This window comes from Hyphococcus luteus, assembly GCF_002943565.1.
In the GTDB taxonomy this organism is placed as follows: Bacteria; Pseudomonadota; Alphaproteobacteria; order Caulobacterales; family Parvularculaceae; genus Hyphococcus; species Hyphococcus luteus.
In genome coordinates, this window is record NZ_PJCH01000011.1 from 351484 (window position 1) to 366837 (window position 15354).

Annotated in this window: 16 protein-coding genes; 7 read left to right on the top strand and 9 right to left on the bottom strand. The window is 60.0% G+C overall.

Features of this window, described 5'->3' with window-relative positions; genetic code table 11:
- The first annotated feature begins 62 nt into the window (after positions 1 to 62).
- Complete coding sequence (locus CW354_RS15895; protein WP_104831062.1) at positions 63 to 746, top strand: nuclear transport factor 2 family protein; 684 nt, start codon at positions 63 to 65, stop codon at positions 744 to 746.
- 10 nt (positions 747 to 756) lie between these two features.
- On the opposite strand, the gene CW354_RS15900 is transcribed toward CW354_RS15895, so the two are convergent.
- Positions 757 to 1596 (bottom strand): class I SAM-dependent methyltransferase, encoded by an 840-nt coding sequence (locus CW354_RS15900; protein ID WP_104831063.1) that lies wholly within the window; start codon positions 1594 to 1596, stop codon positions 757 to 759.
- A gap of 278 nt (positions 1597 to 1874) precedes the next feature.
- On the opposite strand from CW354_RS15900, the gene CW354_RS15905 reads away from it, so the two are divergent.
- Together CW354_RS15905 and CW354_RS15910 are read left to right on the top strand one after the other, a co-directional pair.
- A complete protein-coding gene (locus CW354_RS15905) occupies positions 1875 to 2636 on the top strand; it encodes a glutathione S-transferase family protein (RefSeq protein WP_104831064.1) in 762 nt (253 codons plus the stop codon).
- Positions 2637 to 3419: a glutathione S-transferase family protein gene (locus CW354_RS15910; protein ID WP_104831065.1), complete on the top strand. Its 783-nt coding sequence runs from the start codon at positions 2637 to 2639 to the stop codon at positions 3417 to 3419.
- Here the strand turns inward: CW354_RS15910 and CW354_RS15915 are convergent.
- Positions 3416 to 4315: an SDR family NAD(P)-dependent oxidoreductase gene (locus CW354_RS15915; protein ID WP_104831108.1), complete on the bottom strand. Its 900-nt coding sequence runs from the start codon at positions 4313 to 4315 to the stop codon at positions 3416 to 3418. The genes CW354_RS15910 and CW354_RS15915 overlap by 4 nt on opposite strands.
- Positions 4316 to 4593: 278 nt before the next feature.
- Between CW354_RS15915 and CW354_RS15920 the strand changes: the two genes are divergently transcribed.
- Genes CW354_RS15920 through CW354_RS15930 form a run of 3 tightly spaced genes read left to right on the top strand, consistent with a single transcriptional unit; the run spans position 4594 to position 8749 of the window.
- Positions 4594 to 6024, top strand: a complete 1431-nt coding sequence (locus CW354_RS15920; RefSeq protein WP_104831066.1) for an NAD-dependent succinate-semialdehyde dehydrogenase — start codon at positions 4594 to 4596, stop codon at positions 6022 to 6024.
- A 5-nt stretch (positions 6025 to 6029) separates the two neighbouring features.
- Positions 6030 to 7088, top strand: coding sequence for an amidohydrolase family protein (locus CW354_RS15925; RefSeq protein ID WP_104831067.1), 1059 nt, complete (start codon positions 6030 to 6032; stop codon positions 7086 to 7088).
- Between the two features lie 14 nt (positions 7089 to 7102).
- Positions 7103 to 8749 carry an MFS transporter gene (locus CW354_RS15930; protein WP_207764849.1) on the top strand — a complete coding sequence of 549 codons (1647 nt, stop codon included), beginning with the start codon at positions 7103 to 7105 and terminating at the stop codon, positions 8747 to 8749.
- Here the strand turns inward: CW354_RS15930 and CW354_RS15935 are convergent.
- Both CW354_RS15935 and CW354_RS15940 read right to left on the bottom strand, forming a co-directional pair.
- Positions 8746 to 9204: a DUF3237 domain-containing protein gene (locus CW354_RS15935; protein WP_104831110.1), complete on the bottom strand. Its 459-nt coding sequence runs from the start codon at positions 9202 to 9204 to the stop codon at positions 8746 to 8748. The two genes, CW354_RS15930 and CW354_RS15935, sit on opposite strands and share 4 nt — an antisense overlap.
- A gap of 8 nt (positions 9205 to 9212) precedes the next feature.
- Entirely contained in the window at positions 9213 to 10682 is a 1470-nt protein-coding gene (locus CW354_RS15940; RefSeq protein ID WP_104831068.1) for a lignostilbene-alpha,beta-dioxygenase, read from the bottom strand.
- Positions 10683 to 10742: 60 nt separating this feature from the next.
- On the opposite strand from CW354_RS15940, the gene CW354_RS15945 reads away from it, so the two are divergent.
- Complete coding sequence (locus CW354_RS15945; RefSeq protein ID WP_207764850.1) at positions 10743 to 11231, top strand: Saro_0803 family transcriptional regulator; 489 nt, start codon at positions 10743 to 10745, stop codon at positions 11229 to 11231.
- A gap of 15 nt (positions 11232 to 11246) precedes the next feature.
- Here CW354_RS15945 and CW354_RS15950 read toward each other — a convergent pair whose 3' ends face one another.
- From CW354_RS15950 to CW354_RS15970, 5 genes are all read right to left on the bottom strand, one after another.
- On the bottom strand, positions 11247 to 11876 hold the full coding sequence (locus tag CW354_RS15950) for a glutathione binding-like protein (protein WP_104831069.1): 630 nt from the start codon (positions 11874 to 11876) through the stop codon (positions 11247 to 11249).
- Positions 11877 to 11896: 20 nt separating this feature from the next.
- Entirely contained in the window at positions 11897 to 13228 is a 1332-nt protein-coding gene (locus CW354_RS15955) for an MFS transporter (protein ID WP_104831070.1), read from the bottom strand.
- Between the two features lie 30 nt (positions 13229 to 13258).
- Positions 13259 to 13735, bottom strand: a complete 477-nt coding sequence (locus CW354_RS15960; RefSeq protein ID WP_104831071.1) for a MarR family winged helix-turn-helix transcriptional regulator — start codon at positions 13733 to 13735, stop codon at positions 13259 to 13261.
- 71 nt (positions 13736 to 13806) lie between these two features.
- Positions 13807 to 14508, bottom strand: coding sequence for an alpha/beta fold hydrolase (locus CW354_RS15965; RefSeq protein ID WP_104831072.1), 702 nt, complete (start codon positions 14506 to 14508; stop codon positions 13807 to 13809).
- A 24-nt stretch (positions 14509 to 14532) separates the two neighbouring features.
- The coding region (locus CW354_RS15970; RefSeq protein WP_243396374.1) for a p-hydroxycinnamoyl CoA hydratase/lyase at positions 14533 to 15354 on the bottom strand (822 nt) is incomplete at its 5' end.

Consider the following 15354-nt stretch of genomic DNA (forward strand, 5'->3'; position numbering starts at 1 on the left):
TGGTGTGCGTTGCGCATGATGGTATCCATAATGCTTGGAGGAACGCCATCTGGGAGGAAGCCATGAGTGAACTCGAAGAGATGAAATCAGCGCTCGCCGCATTGCAGCATCGGGTCGGCGCGCTGGAGGACGTGAACGCCATCCGCAAGCTGCATTACGCTTACGGCTATTACATGGACTTCTGCCAGTATGACGAGGTGGTCCAGCTTTTCGCCAAGGACGGCGAAGCGGTGTTTCTGTCGGGCGTCTATAAAGGCCATGAAGGCGTCGCGCGCCTCTACAAGACCTGGTTCCAGAACTACTTCACCAAGGGCGAACCCGGACCGAAATACGGCTTTCTGCTCGATCATTTCCAGATGCAGGACATCGTCACTGTCGCCGACGACCGCAAGACGGCAAAGGCGCGCTTTCGCGCCCTGCTTCTCGGCGGCAATCACGAAAGCCGGGATTATCATCCCGAAGGCCTGCCCGATCAGTTTTACGAAGCCGGTCTATATGAAAACGACTATGTGCGCGAAGACGGTGTCTGGAAGATCAAGCGTCTCGACTATGTGGTACAATGGCAGGCCGAATATGAAAAAGGCTGGGCGCACACCATCGCACATCTCCAGCCGGCGGAAAAAACCTATCCGCAAAATCCCATCGGCCCGGACGAACTCCTGCCGGAACAGCGGCAGACCTGGCCTTATCGCCAGGACATGCCGCTACACTTTGCACACCCGGTTGTCGGCGCGAAAATGAAATAGGCGCCCGGCTTTAAGCCTTCGCGGTTACGATCCAGGCGGCGGCGTCCATGCGGATGGAGCCGTCCTTGTGGAACGGCTTCAGCGCCTTGACGATATCCGCGCGCGCCTTTTCGACAAGCTCCGGACCGCCTTCCTCTTCGAGAGGTTCGCCGATGGCGAGCGCTTCCAGCACGAACCCAGCAGCGCTTTCTGGACTCGCCCCTTCGCCGCCCACCAATTGCTCGCCGCGCCAGAGCGTACACTTAACATCTTTCCAGCCGGCGCCTTCAAGCAGCGCCTTAGTCGCGTCCGGGTCGGCCATGCGGAACGGGCCCGGTCCTTCCGGATCGCGTTCGGGCATTTCCACGTACTCGCCGGCGATGGCGCCGACGATGCCGATCCACGGGTTCATGTCCGGCACAGCCCAGCAGGAGAAGACGAAATCGCCGCCGGGCTTCACCCAGCTGCGGATATTGGCGAAGGCTTTTTCCGGATTGTCAAAGAACATGACGCCAAAACTTGAAAAGGCGCGGTCGCGCGGCGCATCGAGCTTGGCCGCCCCGGCGTCGGCGCACAGGAAGGATGCATTTTCGACGCCCGCTTCGGCGGCCCGCTTCCTGGAATGATCGACCAGAATTTCGGAGATGTCGACGCCGAGATAATCGCCCGAGGGGGCTGTGGCTTTTGCGATTTCGACAGCATTCTTCCCGCCGCCGAAACCGACCTCCACGACGCTCTCGCCCGGCTTGAAATCCGCCGCCTTCATCAGCGCCGCATTCACCGGCGAAATCATCGATTCGAAAGGATCGAGATGTTTCAGCCAGCGTTCGCCGACTTCGCCGTTCCAGTCTTCCACCGCCTGATCCGTCATGATTTTCGCTCCTCGACTTCGCTCGACAACCTTAGCCGCTCACGGTGGCCAATTGGCGCTGACAGCGAAACAGTTTTTGCATGCGACAAGATGGACTTGCGACTTGTGCGGCGCAACAATCCCAGACGACCCGCTTCGCTCTCAGCCTTTTGCCGCTTCCGTCCGGTGAAGCTTGGTTTTGTTGACTTCGCCCGGCGCGCTCCCACACTCTTTTTCATAAGCTTATCAAGAACCGGCATTGCAAGATTCACCATGCGCGCCGGCGTGAGGAAGGGAAAATGAGCGACGTCACCCTCTACCATTGGGAACCGAACGCCAATTCCGGCAAACCCATGCTGGCGCTGATGGAGAAAGGCGTCGAATTTGACAGCCATTATCTCGATCTTCTCAATTTCGACCAGCACAAGCCCGACTATCTCGCCGTTAACCCGCAAGGCACGATTCCGGCGATGACTCATGGCGAGCGCGTGCTGACGGAATCGACCGCGATGATGGAATATGTGGACGAGGCGTTTCCCGGCCCAAAGCTGATGCCGGAAGATCTGAAAGATCAGTGGCGCGCGCGCTGGTGGATGAAGTTCATCGACCAATGGCTGGCGCCGTCCTTCTCCATGATCGGTTGGAGCGTGTTTATCGGACCCGCGGTGCGAAAGAAGGACCCCAAAGAACTCGAAGCCGCGATTGACCGCATTCCGTTACCCGAACGCCGCACGGCTTGGCGCAAAGCGATTTACGGAACTTTCAGCGACGACGAGATGGCCGAATCCCAGCGCCGCGTCGCCGTCGGAATCCGCATGCTCGAAGACGCGCTTTCCGAACGCAAATGGCTGGCGTGCAATTCCTACAGCCTTGCCGACATCAACGGCTTTAACTCCACTTACGCCTTGCCGCTGTCGCAGCCCGATCTCGCCAATGACGAGAAAACCCCGCACATCATGGAATGGCTGCGCAAAATCTACGAACGCCCCGCCGCTAAGAAAACCTGGGCGATGGGCAAAACGGACATGGTCAAGCGCGTGCAACTCCTGGAGCGTTCTTAAATGGCGATGACTCTCTATCATGGCGAACCGAACGGACCGTCGCTGACCGTTCTGGCGGCTCTCTTTGAGACCGGGCATGAGGCTGAACTCAAAGCGATTGACCTGACAAAGGGCGAACGCCACGGGAGCGACGTTCCGCGCAGCGTCGAAGTGGATATGAGTATCGAGGGCGAAGGTCCAGTGCTGGTCGCCGACGGCGAGCCGATGGCGGACGCCGTTTTCGTCGCCCGCTATCTGAATGATGCAGCGGAAACTTCGCCGATTGTTCCGACAGACCCTTATGCGCGCTGGGAGATGATGACCTGGTGCCGCCAGATTATCGAACGCACGGCGCCGGCCGCCGCCTATCTTGGCGTCAAAGCGACGCTTGCAGACAAGCTCGCCGTCATGGGTGAAGACGGTTTCAATGCGATGATTGCGCCGATCAGAAGCGAGGATCTGAAAGCGCGCTGGATCGCCGCTCGTGCTGGCGATTTTGAAGACGACAAGCTCGAAGATTCGCACGCGAAAATCAAAGCCGCGCTCGAGAAAATCGAGTCTCAACTAAAAGATGGGAGAGACTGGCTCTTCGGCGCATTCTCTATCGCCGATCTCGAAACCTACGCCTGGACCGCAGGCATGCGCGGTATTGTCCCGGAAGCATTTGAGAACAAGTCGCGCACGGCCGCATGGCTGGGCCGGATGCAGGCGCGGCGTTCGGTGGCGCGCGCGCTTAGCCTCGCCAAAAGCGCGGCGCCGCAATCGGTCTGGGCGCCGGGACCGGAAATCAACCGCTGGGGCTAGTCCTGCGCCTTGCGCGAAGCTTCCCTATAGCGCCGGTAATTTTCCCGCCGCCCGCGCTCGAACACCATGCGGTGCGCCGGCGCTTCCTCGCCCTTCGGAAAGTCGTCGAGGATTTCATTGAAAATTTCTTTGAGTTCGTCTTTGAACTCGGGATGGGTGAAGATGTAAAACTTGTTGGCGCGCACCGCTTCAATCGTTTTCGCTGCCACTTCGTCCGGCTCCATGCCCGCTTCATGCACTTTGGCGAGTTGGGCGTTGAAGGCCTCGTCGACGGGCTTTCCACGATCTTCAAGATTTTGCGGGCGTATGGCGTCGCTTGCGTGAATGTTGCTTTTGACGAGCCCCGGACACAGGAGCGAAACCCCAATGCCATGCGATGTCAGGGAATAGCGCAGCGATTCCGAAAGCGCTCGCACGGCGAATTTCGCGCAGGTGTAAATCCCGGGCGACGGGCTAACGAGGAAAGCCGCCATAGACCCCGTATTCACGACATGGCCGCCCTTGCCCCGGTCCTTCATGCGCGGAAGGAAAGTCTGAACGCCGTTGATCACGCCATTCAGATTGACGCCAAGCACCCAGTCCCAGTCGTCGTAAGTGCTTTCGTCGATGGTCTGGAAGAGATTGACGCCGGCGTTGTTGAAGAGGAGCGATACCGGACCCAGCCGGTCCTCTGCTTCATCGGCTGCCGCGGCGAACTCCTCCCGCGAAGAAACGTCAAGCTTCAGCCCGATCACTTGCTCGCTGCCCAGCGTTTTGAGCGCCGCGTCGAGCGAGTCCTGGCGGATATCTGCGATGGCGACCTTGGCCCCTTCTGCGAGCAAGGCCCGCGCCAGCCCCAGCCCGATGCCGTTCGCACCGCCTGTAATAAATGCTGTTCGCCCGGCAATTTCCCTCATCAAGCGCTCCTTCATTCCCAGAGATTTGACTTGCGGATTTCATCCACGCTTCCTACGCCTCACCAGATGCCGGCTCTTTGTCTCCGCTATTCACCTGTGGTGGTAACATGACTACCATATAGGCATAGAACGCCTTGTCCTTTCAGCTATATTCATCATGATTTCACTGACGGAAAGCAATTACCGCCTAACGCGCGGATCGAAGAAAGACCACGAACCCAGGGCGGTAAGGCGTCAACCGAACGAAACTTTGCCCTTGAAATGAAAGAATCGAAACAATGAGCGCTTATCCCGAACTCTATATGATCATCGACGGCGAACGGGTTTACGCGGGAGATCGCAGAACTCACCGCGTCGTCAATCCGGCGACCGAAGAGACGCTTGGCGAGCTGCCGCTCGCCGAGCCCGCCGATCTCGACCGGGCGCTCGCCGCCGCTGAGAAGGGATTCAAAATCTGGCGCAATGCGCCCGCGCAGGAACGGGCCGCCGTGCTGCAAGGCGCGGCGCGGCTCTTAAACGAGCGCGCCGACGATCTCGCGCGCATCGCCACAATGGAGGAAGGCAAGCCCTTCCCTGAAGCGCGCATCGAAGTGATGATGAATGTCGGCCTCTTTAACTTTTATGCAGGCGAATGCCAGCGCATATATGGCCGCACATTGGTGCGCCCCGCCGGCATGCGCTCCACTGTGACGAAAGAGCCGGTGGGACCGGTCGCCGCGTTCGCGCCCTGGAACTTTCCCATCGGCAATCCGGGCCGCAAGCTTGGCGCGCCCATCGCGGCGGGCTGTTCGGTGATCCTGAAATCTGCGGAAGAAGCCCCGGCATCGGCGCTCGGCGTCCTGCAGGCGCTGCTCGACGCCGGCCTGCCGAAAGAGGTGGCGCAAGCGGTCTATGGCGTTCCCGACGAAGTCTCGCGCCACCTGCTCGCCTCGCCGATCATCCGCAAGCTGTCTTTCACCGGCTCGACGGTCGTGGGCAAGCATCTCGCCAAACTCGCCGCCGAAGACATGAAGCGCACCACCATGGAGCTTGGCGGCCATGGCCCTGTGCTGGTTTTCAAAGACAGCGATCTCGACAAAGTGCTTGATACGGTCGTGCCGCAGAAATTTCGCAATGCAGGCCAGGTCTGCGTCTCGCCAACGCGTTTCATGATCGAAGAAGACGTCTATGACGATTTCGTCTCCGGTTTCACCGAACGCGCGAAGGCGCTGAAAATCGGCAACGGCCTCGATGACGGCGTGCAGATGGGGCCCATGGCCAACCCCCGCCGGCCCGATGCCATGGAAAAGTTGATCGGCGACGCGAAAGACAAGGGCGCCAAACTCCATTGCGGCGGCGAACGCATCGGCAATCAGGGCTTTTACTATGCACCGACCGTGCTGTCCGACGTGCCGCAGGAGGCGGAGATTATGAACACCGAACCTTTCGGGCCGGTGGCGTTGTGCAATTCCTTCCGCAGCGACGACGACGCCATTACCGAAGCCAACCGCCTGCCTTACGGCCTCGCCGCCTATGCCTGGACGCAGGATGCGACGCGCCAGAAACGGCTCGCCCGCGAGATCGAAACCGGCATGCTCGGCATCAACACGGCGATGATCGGCGGCGCCGACTCGCCCTTTGGCGGCGTCAAATGGTCCGGCCACGGGTCTGAAGACGGCCCCGAGGGCGTCGAAGCCTGTCTCGTCACTAAAGCCGTACACGAAGGATAGCGGACATGACGCATGAACTCAAAACCGGCGGCGATCGCGGTTACTTACGCATCGCCACAGAGGAGGCTTTCGCCACGCAGGAGCAGGTAGACGCCTATCTGCGCATGGTGCGGGACGGGACAGCGGATAAAGGCATGGTCTCGCTCTGGGGCTTTTATGCGACCTCGCCGTCGGAGCGGGCGACCCAGATCATGGACTGCCTGCTGGACCTCGACGACAAGCGTCTCGCCGACATGGACAAAACAGGCATCGATATCGCGATCCTGTCGCTGACCTCGCCGGGCGTGCAGCCCTTGCCGGCGGAAGAAGCCAAAGGCATTGTCTCACGCGCCAATGACTATCTTGCCGAAGCCGTGGCGCGCCATCCGACGCGTTACGCTGGCATGACCAGCATCGCCCCGCAGGATCCGGAGTGGAGCGCGAAGGAAATCCATCGCGGCGCTGAGCTCGGCTTTAAAGGCGTCATGGTCAACAGCCATACGCAAGGGCGCTATCTCGATGAACCGGAATTCGATCCGATCTTTCGGGCTCTCGCCGAAACCGGCCAGCCGCTCTACATCCATCCGCAGACGCCGCCGGATTCGATGATCGATCCCATGCTCGAGGCCGGTCTTGACGGGGCGGTGTTCGGCTTCGGCGTCGAAACCGGCCTGCATCTTCTGCGCCTCATCACCATCGGCATTTTCGACCGCTATCCGGATTTGCAGATTATTGTCGGCCATATGGGCGAAGCGCTGCCTTACTGGCTCTACCGGCTCGACTATATGCATCAAGCCGGCGTGCGCTCTAAGCGCTATGAACGCATGAAACCGCTGAAAAAGACGATTGCGGACTATATGCGCTCGAATGTCTATGTGACGACCAGCGGCATGGCCTGGGAGCCGGCGATCAAGTTCTGCCAGAACGTCGTCGGCGAAGACCGGGTCATGTATGCGATGGACTATCCTTATGAATATGTCGCTGACGAAGTCAGGACTCATGACCTCCTCGACATCTCGCCGGCGGCCAAAAAGAAACTGATGCAGACCAACGCCGAGCGGGTCTTTAATCTCACGAAAAAATAACAGGGCGGGGACAGATGAGGGCAACGGAAAACGAAGCGCCGGCGAGCGCTCCGGGCGGGGTCAAGCTTGGCGGACCCATGGCCTGGTACGGGCTGTTTCTCGTCACCATGACGGTCGCCATGTCGCTTCTCGACCGCCAGATCCTCGCCATCCTGGCCCCGCGCATCAAAGCCGACCTCAATATCGGCGACGCCGAGATGGGCGTTCTTTACGGTGCGGTCTTCGGCTTATTTTATTCGGTCTTCTCCCTGCCGCTGGGCCGTCTCGCAGACGGCTGGGTCAGGACAAGACTCCTCAGCCTCTCGATCTTCGGCTGGTCGATCATGACGGGCCTTGCGGGCTTTGCAAACAGTTTCGGCATGCTCGCCCTCTCGCGTCTTGGGGTCGGCATTGGCGAGGCGAGCTCGCAGCCCGCTGGCATGTCGCTTCTCTCAGACTATTTTCCGAAGAAACAGCGCGGCATGGTGACCTCCGCCATGGCGGTCGCTGTGGCGCTGGGGCTTGGCGGCGCCATCGGCCTTGGCGCCCTTATCGCTGACTGGTGGGAGAACGCCTTCGCCGATGGCGGCGCGCCGCTCGGCCTAAAGGGCTGGCAGGCCGCGTTTGTGATCGCCGCGTCGCCGGGTTTCCTCCTGAGCTTTCTCTTGCTGAAACTGCCCGAACCGCTCCGCGGCGCCGGAGACGGCGTTTTTTCAAAACCGGACCCGGCGCCCTTCCGCGCCAGTCTCGACACGCTCGTCGGCATCCTGCCCGGCTTCGCCTGGGTTGAATTCGCCCGCCGCAAGGCGCCGGTGAAAATCTGGATCGTCAACATTATCGCCGCCGTCGTCATCGCCTCGCTCGCCGTCTTCCTCGCCCACTGGACCGACAGCCTGCGTCCGGACAATCCGATTGCACTAAGGATCGGCGCGCTCGAACTCACCGGCAACGCCCTGCAATGGACCATCAGCGGCGCCGGCGCCTATATCGTGATCTGCTGGATGCAGTCGCTGGCGCTGCGAGACCGTCCCGCCTTCTCGATTATCGTGAAACAGCCCGCCATCGCCATGATCATTGCCGTCGCGGCGCTTCAATCTGTAATCAATTACGGCGTCATGTCCTGGTCGGCGGTTTATGCGATCCAGAATTTCGAAGGCGCGCAGACGACCATCGCCGTGCAGTTCAGCATCCTGATCACCGTGCTCGGCATCACCGGTCCGCTGATCGCCGGGCTCGCCTCCGACTGGATGAACCAGCGCTTCAAGGGCGGGCGGATTTATCTCGCCCTCTTCGCCCTTGGCGTCTCGCCGTTTCTCGCCTTCGCGGTGTTCAAGGCGCCGACGCTTGGCGGCTTCTTCTCTTGGTTCGTCGTCTATTCGCTGGTGCTGACCATGTGGATCCCACCGATCTACGCCTCGATGCTCGATCTCGTCCTGCCGCGCATGCGCGGCATGATCATGAGCTATTACATCCTGATGATGACCATCACCGGCATGGGGCTCGGCCCTTACGCGGTCGGCATGATCAGCGATGTCAATGAAGGCAATCTCGGCGACGCGATCCTCAATGTCTATTGGGTCGCGCCGGCGATTATCACGCTCCTCGTCGCGCTTGTCTGGCGGTTGCCGAAAGACGAAGCGATGTTGGCGGAACGGGCGCGCGAAGCCGGCGAGCCGGTTTAAGTGACGCGCCACACCCAGAGTTTAATGGCGTTTGCGTAGCGCGCGCCGGCGCAGACAAAGACCGACTTGTTCAACCAGTCATATTTGCCGATGGGCGCAATGAATTCCGGGATCGTGCGGAAATAATAGTCCGCCGGATCGACCTCCTCGCCGGCGATGAGACGCTGCATCACCTCTGCGGGCCCATGACGAACCCCGCGATTGCGGATCTGGATGACGACGCCGTCATCGGTTTTCAAAGCGTAAATCGCATCGGCGACGGTAACGCCGTCATGGCGCGTCACCTGCCAGTCGGCGGCGTTGCCGAGTAATTCGCCCTGTATCTTCGGCCCCTTCACCGGGCCGGAAAAGATCGGAATGATGCGGCGTGTTCCGTCGGCCGTTTCTCCGATGGGAATGGGATCGCCGAGGGCCCCGCCAGCTTCATAAACGAATTCGAGTCCCGGCTTGATCATGGCGCCGCTCAAGCCGACAGGCCGATGTCTTCGGCGTTCGCCCAGTTGCCATGAAGGCCGAAACGCAGGCGGACCGGAATTTTCGCCGTCGCAATCGGCCCTTTTTCGATCTCAAGCGCATCGAACACCAGAAGATCGCTGCGGTGCTCTGCAAGACGGTTGCAGACCATGACGATCCAGCCGTCGCCTTCTGCGGCGTCCTTTGAGCGCGGAATGAAACATGGCTCCTGCAGCGTCGATACGGGCCCGCACCACCATTTCTGTTCTTCGCCGGTTTCATGATCGACCTTGCCGAGCGTATTCATCAGAAAGCCGCCGGCGCTGCCGCCCTGAAGTTCGCAGGGTTGCTCCATATCCACGACCAGCATCCAGCCATGGCGGTACTTCTGCCCGGCGAAGCGGTCGTCAATACGCGGGAATTCGCCAAACATATCCGTAAGGCGCGTCTGGCTCTCAAACGCGTCGGAATTGGACGCCATGTTCACCGTCCAGCGCGTCAGATAGCTGCAGGCCTCCTGCGGATTGAACGGCGCGCCATGCACGTCCGGGAAGAAGGGGAACATATTGTTCTTCGCCTGCGGCGTGTCGAAATGAATGCGGTCGCCTTCCTGATAGGCGTTCATCACATGGCTGGCGAAGCAGGTGTCGGTCTTGAACCAGCGGATGTCGTCTTTGGTCGCATCCTTGCGGCGCGGCAAAACGCCGAAATAGACCGGCATCGTGGTATCGAACCCGAAATGCGGCAGGCCTTTTTCGAGCCGCTCCCAGTTCGAGGTCGACGGCACGACGTGAAACAGCGCGTAATCTTCCGTAATCGCGAAATCGTGCATCATCGCGTAATAGGGATTCTCGAACCAGATTTCATAGAGCAGCTCCCCTTCGGGACTGATCTCGTAATAGGTCATGTCGAGGGTCAAAATTCCCTTCGACGCATAGCCGAAGGCGCACATATTCCCGGTTTTCGGATCGACTTTCGGGTGAGCCGTAAAGGTCTCGCCCGTCATCTTGCCGCCGAATTTCGTATAGCCTTGCGTCTGCAGCGTCACCGGATCCATGACGAGAGCCGGCGAATCCTCCTTCAGTGCATAGAGCTTGCCGCCATAGACAAAAGCGTTGGTGTTGGCGGTGCCGCGAATCTGTCCTTTTACGGACGGATCGTCCGTTAACGGGTTGCGATAGGCGCCGAAAAGCGCCCGCCCCGCTTCATGTTCAAGCTTCCATTTATCGGTCTGGGCCCAGCGTTGGCGAAAGCTGACCTTTCCATCAGCGAAGCGAAACTGCGTGATCATACCGTCGCCGTTAAAGGCGATGTCGTCGCCCAGAAGCGGCGGAAATTGCGGATCCGGCTGGACTCTGTAGAAAGCGCCATTCATTTCCTTCGGGATATCGCCGTCGATATCGAGATCGGCAATATCGCCTTCAATGCGGGACGGGGTGTTGAATCCCGTAAAACTCGGCGTATCAGGAAAATGGGTCATGGCTTTCTCCTCTCAGAGAAGTGTATATTGTAGGCCCTCAGGGAGCCAAGGGACCGGGGCGTGACAAAACGCAATCAAAATACAAAAAAAGCGCAGTCGGGATTTGATCCGCATCAAACCGATGACCTGGACGATCTTGGGGAGATTGACGATATTGTCGGATTTCACATCCGCCTCGCCTATACGGCGGTCTATCGTCACTTCATGGACACCTTCGCCGATCTGGACATGACCCAAAAGCAGGTCTCTGTCCTGTGGCTGGTGGACGATCATCCCGGGATCGCGCAGACCGACCTCGCCAAGCGGCTGAGGATGGACCGGGCGACGGTGATGGCGATCATCAACCGGCTCGAAGGCCGCCGGCTGCTGCGCCGGGGCCAGTCGGCCAGCGACGGGCGCAAGCAGACGCTTAAGCTGACGCCGACCGGAGTGAAAATTCTCGCAGAGGCGAAAAAAGCCATTCACGAACACGAGTCATGGCTGAAAGGCCGTTTCACCAAACAGGAAGTGAAAACCCTGATCGAGTTTTTAAGACGCATTCACGATTAGGAGTGAGTGCGCAGCCTAGGTCTTGTCTGGAACGATCGCCAGCGCGCCCCGCACCGCATCCCTTGCTTCGATGCGGTCGAACCAGGCTTTGACGTTCGGATAGTCGTCAAGATCGACCCCCTGCCAATCATGCCGACGCGCCCACGGAAACGCCGCCATATCGGCTATGGAGTAATCGCCGGCGAGAAAGTCGCGGTCGGCGAGGCGCTTGTCCATGACGCCGTAAAGCCGGTTCGTTTCTTTCGAAAAGCGCTCTACGGCGTAGGGAATTTTATCCTTCATGTAATGGATGAAATGATGCGCCTGACCGGCCATGGGGCCAAACCCGGATGTCTGCCAGAAAAGCCACTGATCGGTCTCAACCCGGCTTTTCTCATCCTGAGGATAGAACTTGCCCACCTTGCGGCCGAGATATTGAAGAATGGCGCCGAACTCGAAGATGGAAAGCGGCTCCCCGCACGGCGCACCGTGATCGACAATGGCGGGCATCTTGTTGTTCGGAGAAATTTTCAAAAAATCCTCCTTGAACTGATCGCCCTCGAAGATGTTCACCCATTTGAGCTCGTAATCGAAACCGCACTCCTCGAGCATGATCAGGATTTTGTAGCCGTTCCCAGTCGGCCACATATAAAGATCGATAGACATCGCCGGACTCGCGATTCGGTTTACAATGTCGTCGATTTTTCGGCGACGATTTCAGGCTTTTTACTTGGCAGTAAAAACAATGCCGCCGCCGCAAAGATCGATCCCATCGCCATGAAGACCGCAACAAGTTCGAGACTGAAACCGCTCTCGAACAAAAAGCCTGCGATGATAGGCCCAAGCGCGGCGCCGCCGCGCCCGACCCCGATGACGAAACCGGTGCCGCCCGCGCGCACCTCGGTCGGAAAGGCGAGCGCGAAGATCGCGTAAAGCCCGACAATGGCGGCGTTGGTAAAGAAGCCCGCAACACAGGCGATGAGCGACAATTGCGCCAAGTCGGCGCTGGCCTGGCCAAACAGCGTCACCAGGGCGCCGCCAAAAAGCATGGCGCCGATGACGAGCCCTTTCATGCCGAAACGCAATGTCAAAAGCCCCAGCACGATCGCGCCGGTCGCGCCGCCCACATTCGCCCAGACCAGCACGCTGCCGGCGAGCGACGGCGCAAACCCCATGTCCACGACGATCTTCGGGATCCATTTCAGATAGAAATAGAACGTCATGATATGCGCGAAATAGGCAAAGGTCAGCAAGGCCGTGGTGCGAATGAGCTCCGGCCCGAAGAGACGTCCGACGCCGATCTTTTTCGACGCTTCCGTGATCACCGGCAATGCGGAAACCGTTTCGTGCCCCATGCGCTTCAACGTGGCGTTGATTTTCTCCAGAGCGCCGGCCGGACGCTTCTGCGCCAGGAACTCGATCGATTCAGGCAGCAGGAACCAGATGAACGGGATGAAGAAGAAGGTCGTGCCTGCGCCGAAAATGAAAACCGCCCGCCAGTCGAAATAGGCGAGCAGCACGGACGCGATGGTGCCGCCGATAATGGCGCCGATGGGATAGCCCGCCGCCATGATCGTCACGGAAAGACCTTTGCGCTTGGCGTTCGAATATTCCGCCACCATGGCATTGGTCGCGGCGAGGACGCCGCCGATCCCGAGGCCGGTTGCAAAGCGGTAAGCTGAAAGTATGGCGATGCCGTTCGCCGTAGACGCCAGCGCCATGCCCACGCCCATTACGCCCAGACAAGCCAGAATCGTGGGACGGCGCCCGACAACGTCCGCAACGCCCCCCAGGAACACCGACCCGACGGCCATGCCGATAAGCTCCATAGAAAGCACGATGCCCAGCGCCCCGCGCTGAACGCCCCACTCCTCAGCAATGCCCGGCGCGGCGAAACTGATGGAAAGAACGTCGAAACCGTCAAGCGCATTCAGGAGAACGCACATGCCGACGGCGACGATCTGAAATACGCCCATGGGCGATTGTGCGAGAATCTCGCGAGGGTCTTTGGAGCTCATATTGATTTCATCCCTAAGAGGCTTAACCCGTTATATCTTTTTCAACACACGCAGCAATGTTTCCTTCTCGCTGCGGGTCAGCCTCTGAAGGGCGCGGCGCTCATGGACTTCGATTCTCGCCTTGCAATTGCGCAGGAGCGCCTCGCCGGCTTTCGTCAGGCGGACAATGACGGCCCGGCGGTCGGATTCGTCCGTGGTGCGCCGCAATAAGCGCATGCCCTCAAGCTCGGCCACCAAGGGCGCCATATTGGCCCGGGCGACGCCCAACGCCCTGCCGATCTCCCCCTGGCGGACGCCCGGATTTTCTTCGACGACGGAAAGAATAGAGACATGCACCGCCCGCAAGCCGGTGTCAGCCATGGAGGCGGCGAAATCCGACATGAAAGAATTGGACGCCTGGCGCAGCCGGTACCCGACCAGCCCGTCAAGGAAATCGGTGCTGACGCCCGGCGAGACATCCTCGCTCGTGCGCAGCGCCGTCCCTTTGTCCACCGTCATCACCGACATCGTGCCTCCCCCGGCTTTTCAGGACCGTCAGCGCGCCCCGCCTGCTTCGCCTAGCCCGCCCAAACGTAAATTTAAGCCGTTTCGTCAAACCACTCCGCAAGCGCAGAATTAACAGACTCAGGCGCCTCGAACGGGGCCATATGGCCGGCGTTTTCGAAGACGGCCAGCCGCCCGCGTCCGGTCTGCTCCAAAATATCTTTATGCTGATCAACCGGGCTCCACGCGTCCTCCCGGCCGACCCCGATGAGCAGCGGACAGCGAATGGCGGCGAGCACAGGCTCCGTATCAGGACGATTGAGCAACGCCTCGATCTGAGCCGCAAACCGTTCCGGCGTCGAGCGCGCCACCATGGCCCTGAGCGGGGCCATGAAAGCGTCGTCATGTCGCCGGTCCGGATGCACCATGGGCGGCAGCCAGGCCTCGCAAAGCGCATCCATGCCCTCTTCCCGCGCGAGGTCCACAAGCTGCATGCGCGTTTCGCGTTCATTGGGTTTTACGCCGTGAACGCCTGTGTCGAGCAAAGCCAGACGCTCCACCTGCTCCGGCGCCAGACGCAAGACCTCGAGCGCCACGCGCGCGCCCATGGAATGACCAGCGAGCGAGAAGCGCGCAGGCGCGCCTTCAAGCGCAATCTCCGCCATCGCAGTGATGCGGTCCGAGTCGCCATAATCCGGGACACGCACTTCTGCCTGGCTGGAGAAAGCCGCAACCTGGGCCCGCCAGACGGTCTCGTCGCACAGCAATCCCGGCAGCAATAGGAGCGTTGGCTTCACGGGTTACAGCCTTCTTCCTTGTGCTTACTTTTTCTGTTTCGACAGATCATAGGCGCCAAGGCCGGGCTTGTAGGTTTTGTCGTCAAGGAACTGCCGCATGCCTTCCTTGCGCGCTTCATTGTCGAAGAAATTGAGCGCCTCCTGCGCGCGGATCAGGTAATCCTCGGCATTCTCGTAGGTCATCTCGCCGACCCGGCGCATCGCGTCCTTGGTGGCTTTCAGCGCCCAGGGGTTCTTCTCGAGCAGCTTGTTGGCGACTTCGCCGACGCGCGCTTTCAGCTTGTCCGCCGGCAGCGCTTCATTGACGAGCCCCGCCTCCTCGGCTTCCCTGCCGGTGAGGTTCTCGCCCAGCATGGCGTGATACATCGCCTTGCGGAAGGGCATCAGAACCTGCGCCACCTTGGTCGCGCCGCCGCCGGGCAGAATGCCCCAGTTGATTTCGGAAAGGCCGAACTGGGCGTCTTCCGAGGCGTAAGCGAGGTCGCAGGCGAAGAGCGGGCCGTAGCCGCCGCCGAAACACCAGCCGTTGACCATGGCGATGGTCGGCTTTTGGTACCATCTGAGCCGCTTCCACCAGGCATAGGCTTCGCGCTGCGCATGCCGCGTGCCCTGAAGACCGAGCGCTTCGGTTTCCCGGAAATATTCTTTCAGGTCCATGCCCGCCGACCACGCCGTCCCCTCGCCGGTCAGCACCAGAACGCCCACATTGTCGTCGAATTCGAGCTTTTCGATCACCCGCAGCATCTGCCGGTTCAGCTTCGGGCTCATGCAGTTGCGCTTCTCAGGGCGATTGAATTTCACCCACGCCACTCGGTCCACAATCTCGTAGGATACCGTTTCTTCTTC

What these genes read in the sequence shown, in the direction of transcription:
- CW354_RS15920 (WP_104831066.1), top strand. Translation starts at nt 4,594, where the DNA reads ATGAGCGCTTATCCCGAACTCTATATGATCATCGACGGCGAACGGGTT.
- CW354_RS15925 (WP_104831067.1), top strand. Translation starts at nt 6,030, where the DNA reads ATGACGCATGAACTCAAAACCGGCGGCGATCGCGGTTACTTACGCATC.
- CW354_RS15910 (WP_104831065.1), top strand. Translation starts at nt 2,637, where the DNA reads ATGGCGATGACTCTCTATCATGGCGAACCGAACGGACCGTCGCTGACC.
- CW354_RS15915 (WP_104831108.1), bottom strand. Translation starts at nt 4,315, where the DNA reads ATGAGGGAAATTGCCGGGCGAACAGCATTTATTACAGGCGGTGCGAAC.
- CW354_RS15960 (WP_104831071.1), bottom strand. Translation starts at nt 13,735, where the DNA reads ATGTCGGTGATGACGGTGGACAAAGGGACGGCGCTGCGCACGAGCGAG.
- CW354_RS15940 (WP_104831068.1), bottom strand. Translation starts at nt 10,682, where the DNA reads ATGACCCATTTTCCTGATACGCCGAGTTTTACGGGATTCAACACCCCG.
- CW354_RS15930 (WP_207764849.1), top strand. Translation starts at nt 7,103, where the DNA reads ATGAGGGCAACGGAAAACGAAGCGCCGGCGAGCGCTCCGGGCGGGGTC.
- CW354_RS15905 (WP_104831064.1), top strand. Translation starts at nt 1,875, where the DNA reads ATGAGCGACGTCACCCTCTACCATTGGGAACCGAACGCCAATTCCGGC.
- CW354_RS15935 (WP_104831110.1), bottom strand. Translation starts at nt 9,204, where the DNA reads ATGATCAAGCCGGGACTCGAATTCGTTTATGAAGCTGGCGGGGCCCTC.
- CW354_RS15895 (WP_104831062.1), top strand. Translation starts at nt 63, where the DNA reads ATGAGTGAACTCGAAGAGATGAAATCAGCGCTCGCCGCATTGCAGCAT.
- CW354_RS15950 (WP_104831069.1), bottom strand. Translation starts at nt 11,876, where the DNA reads ATGTCTATCGATCTTTATATGTGGCCGACTGGGAACGGCTACAAAATC.
- CW354_RS15900 (WP_104831063.1), bottom strand. Translation starts at nt 1,596, where the DNA reads ATGACGGATCAGGCGGTGGAAGACTGGAACGGCGAAGTCGGCGAACGC.
- CW354_RS15955 (WP_104831070.1), bottom strand. Translation starts at nt 13,228, where the DNA reads ATGAGCTCCAAAGACCCTCGCGAGATTCTCGCACAATCGCCCATGGGC.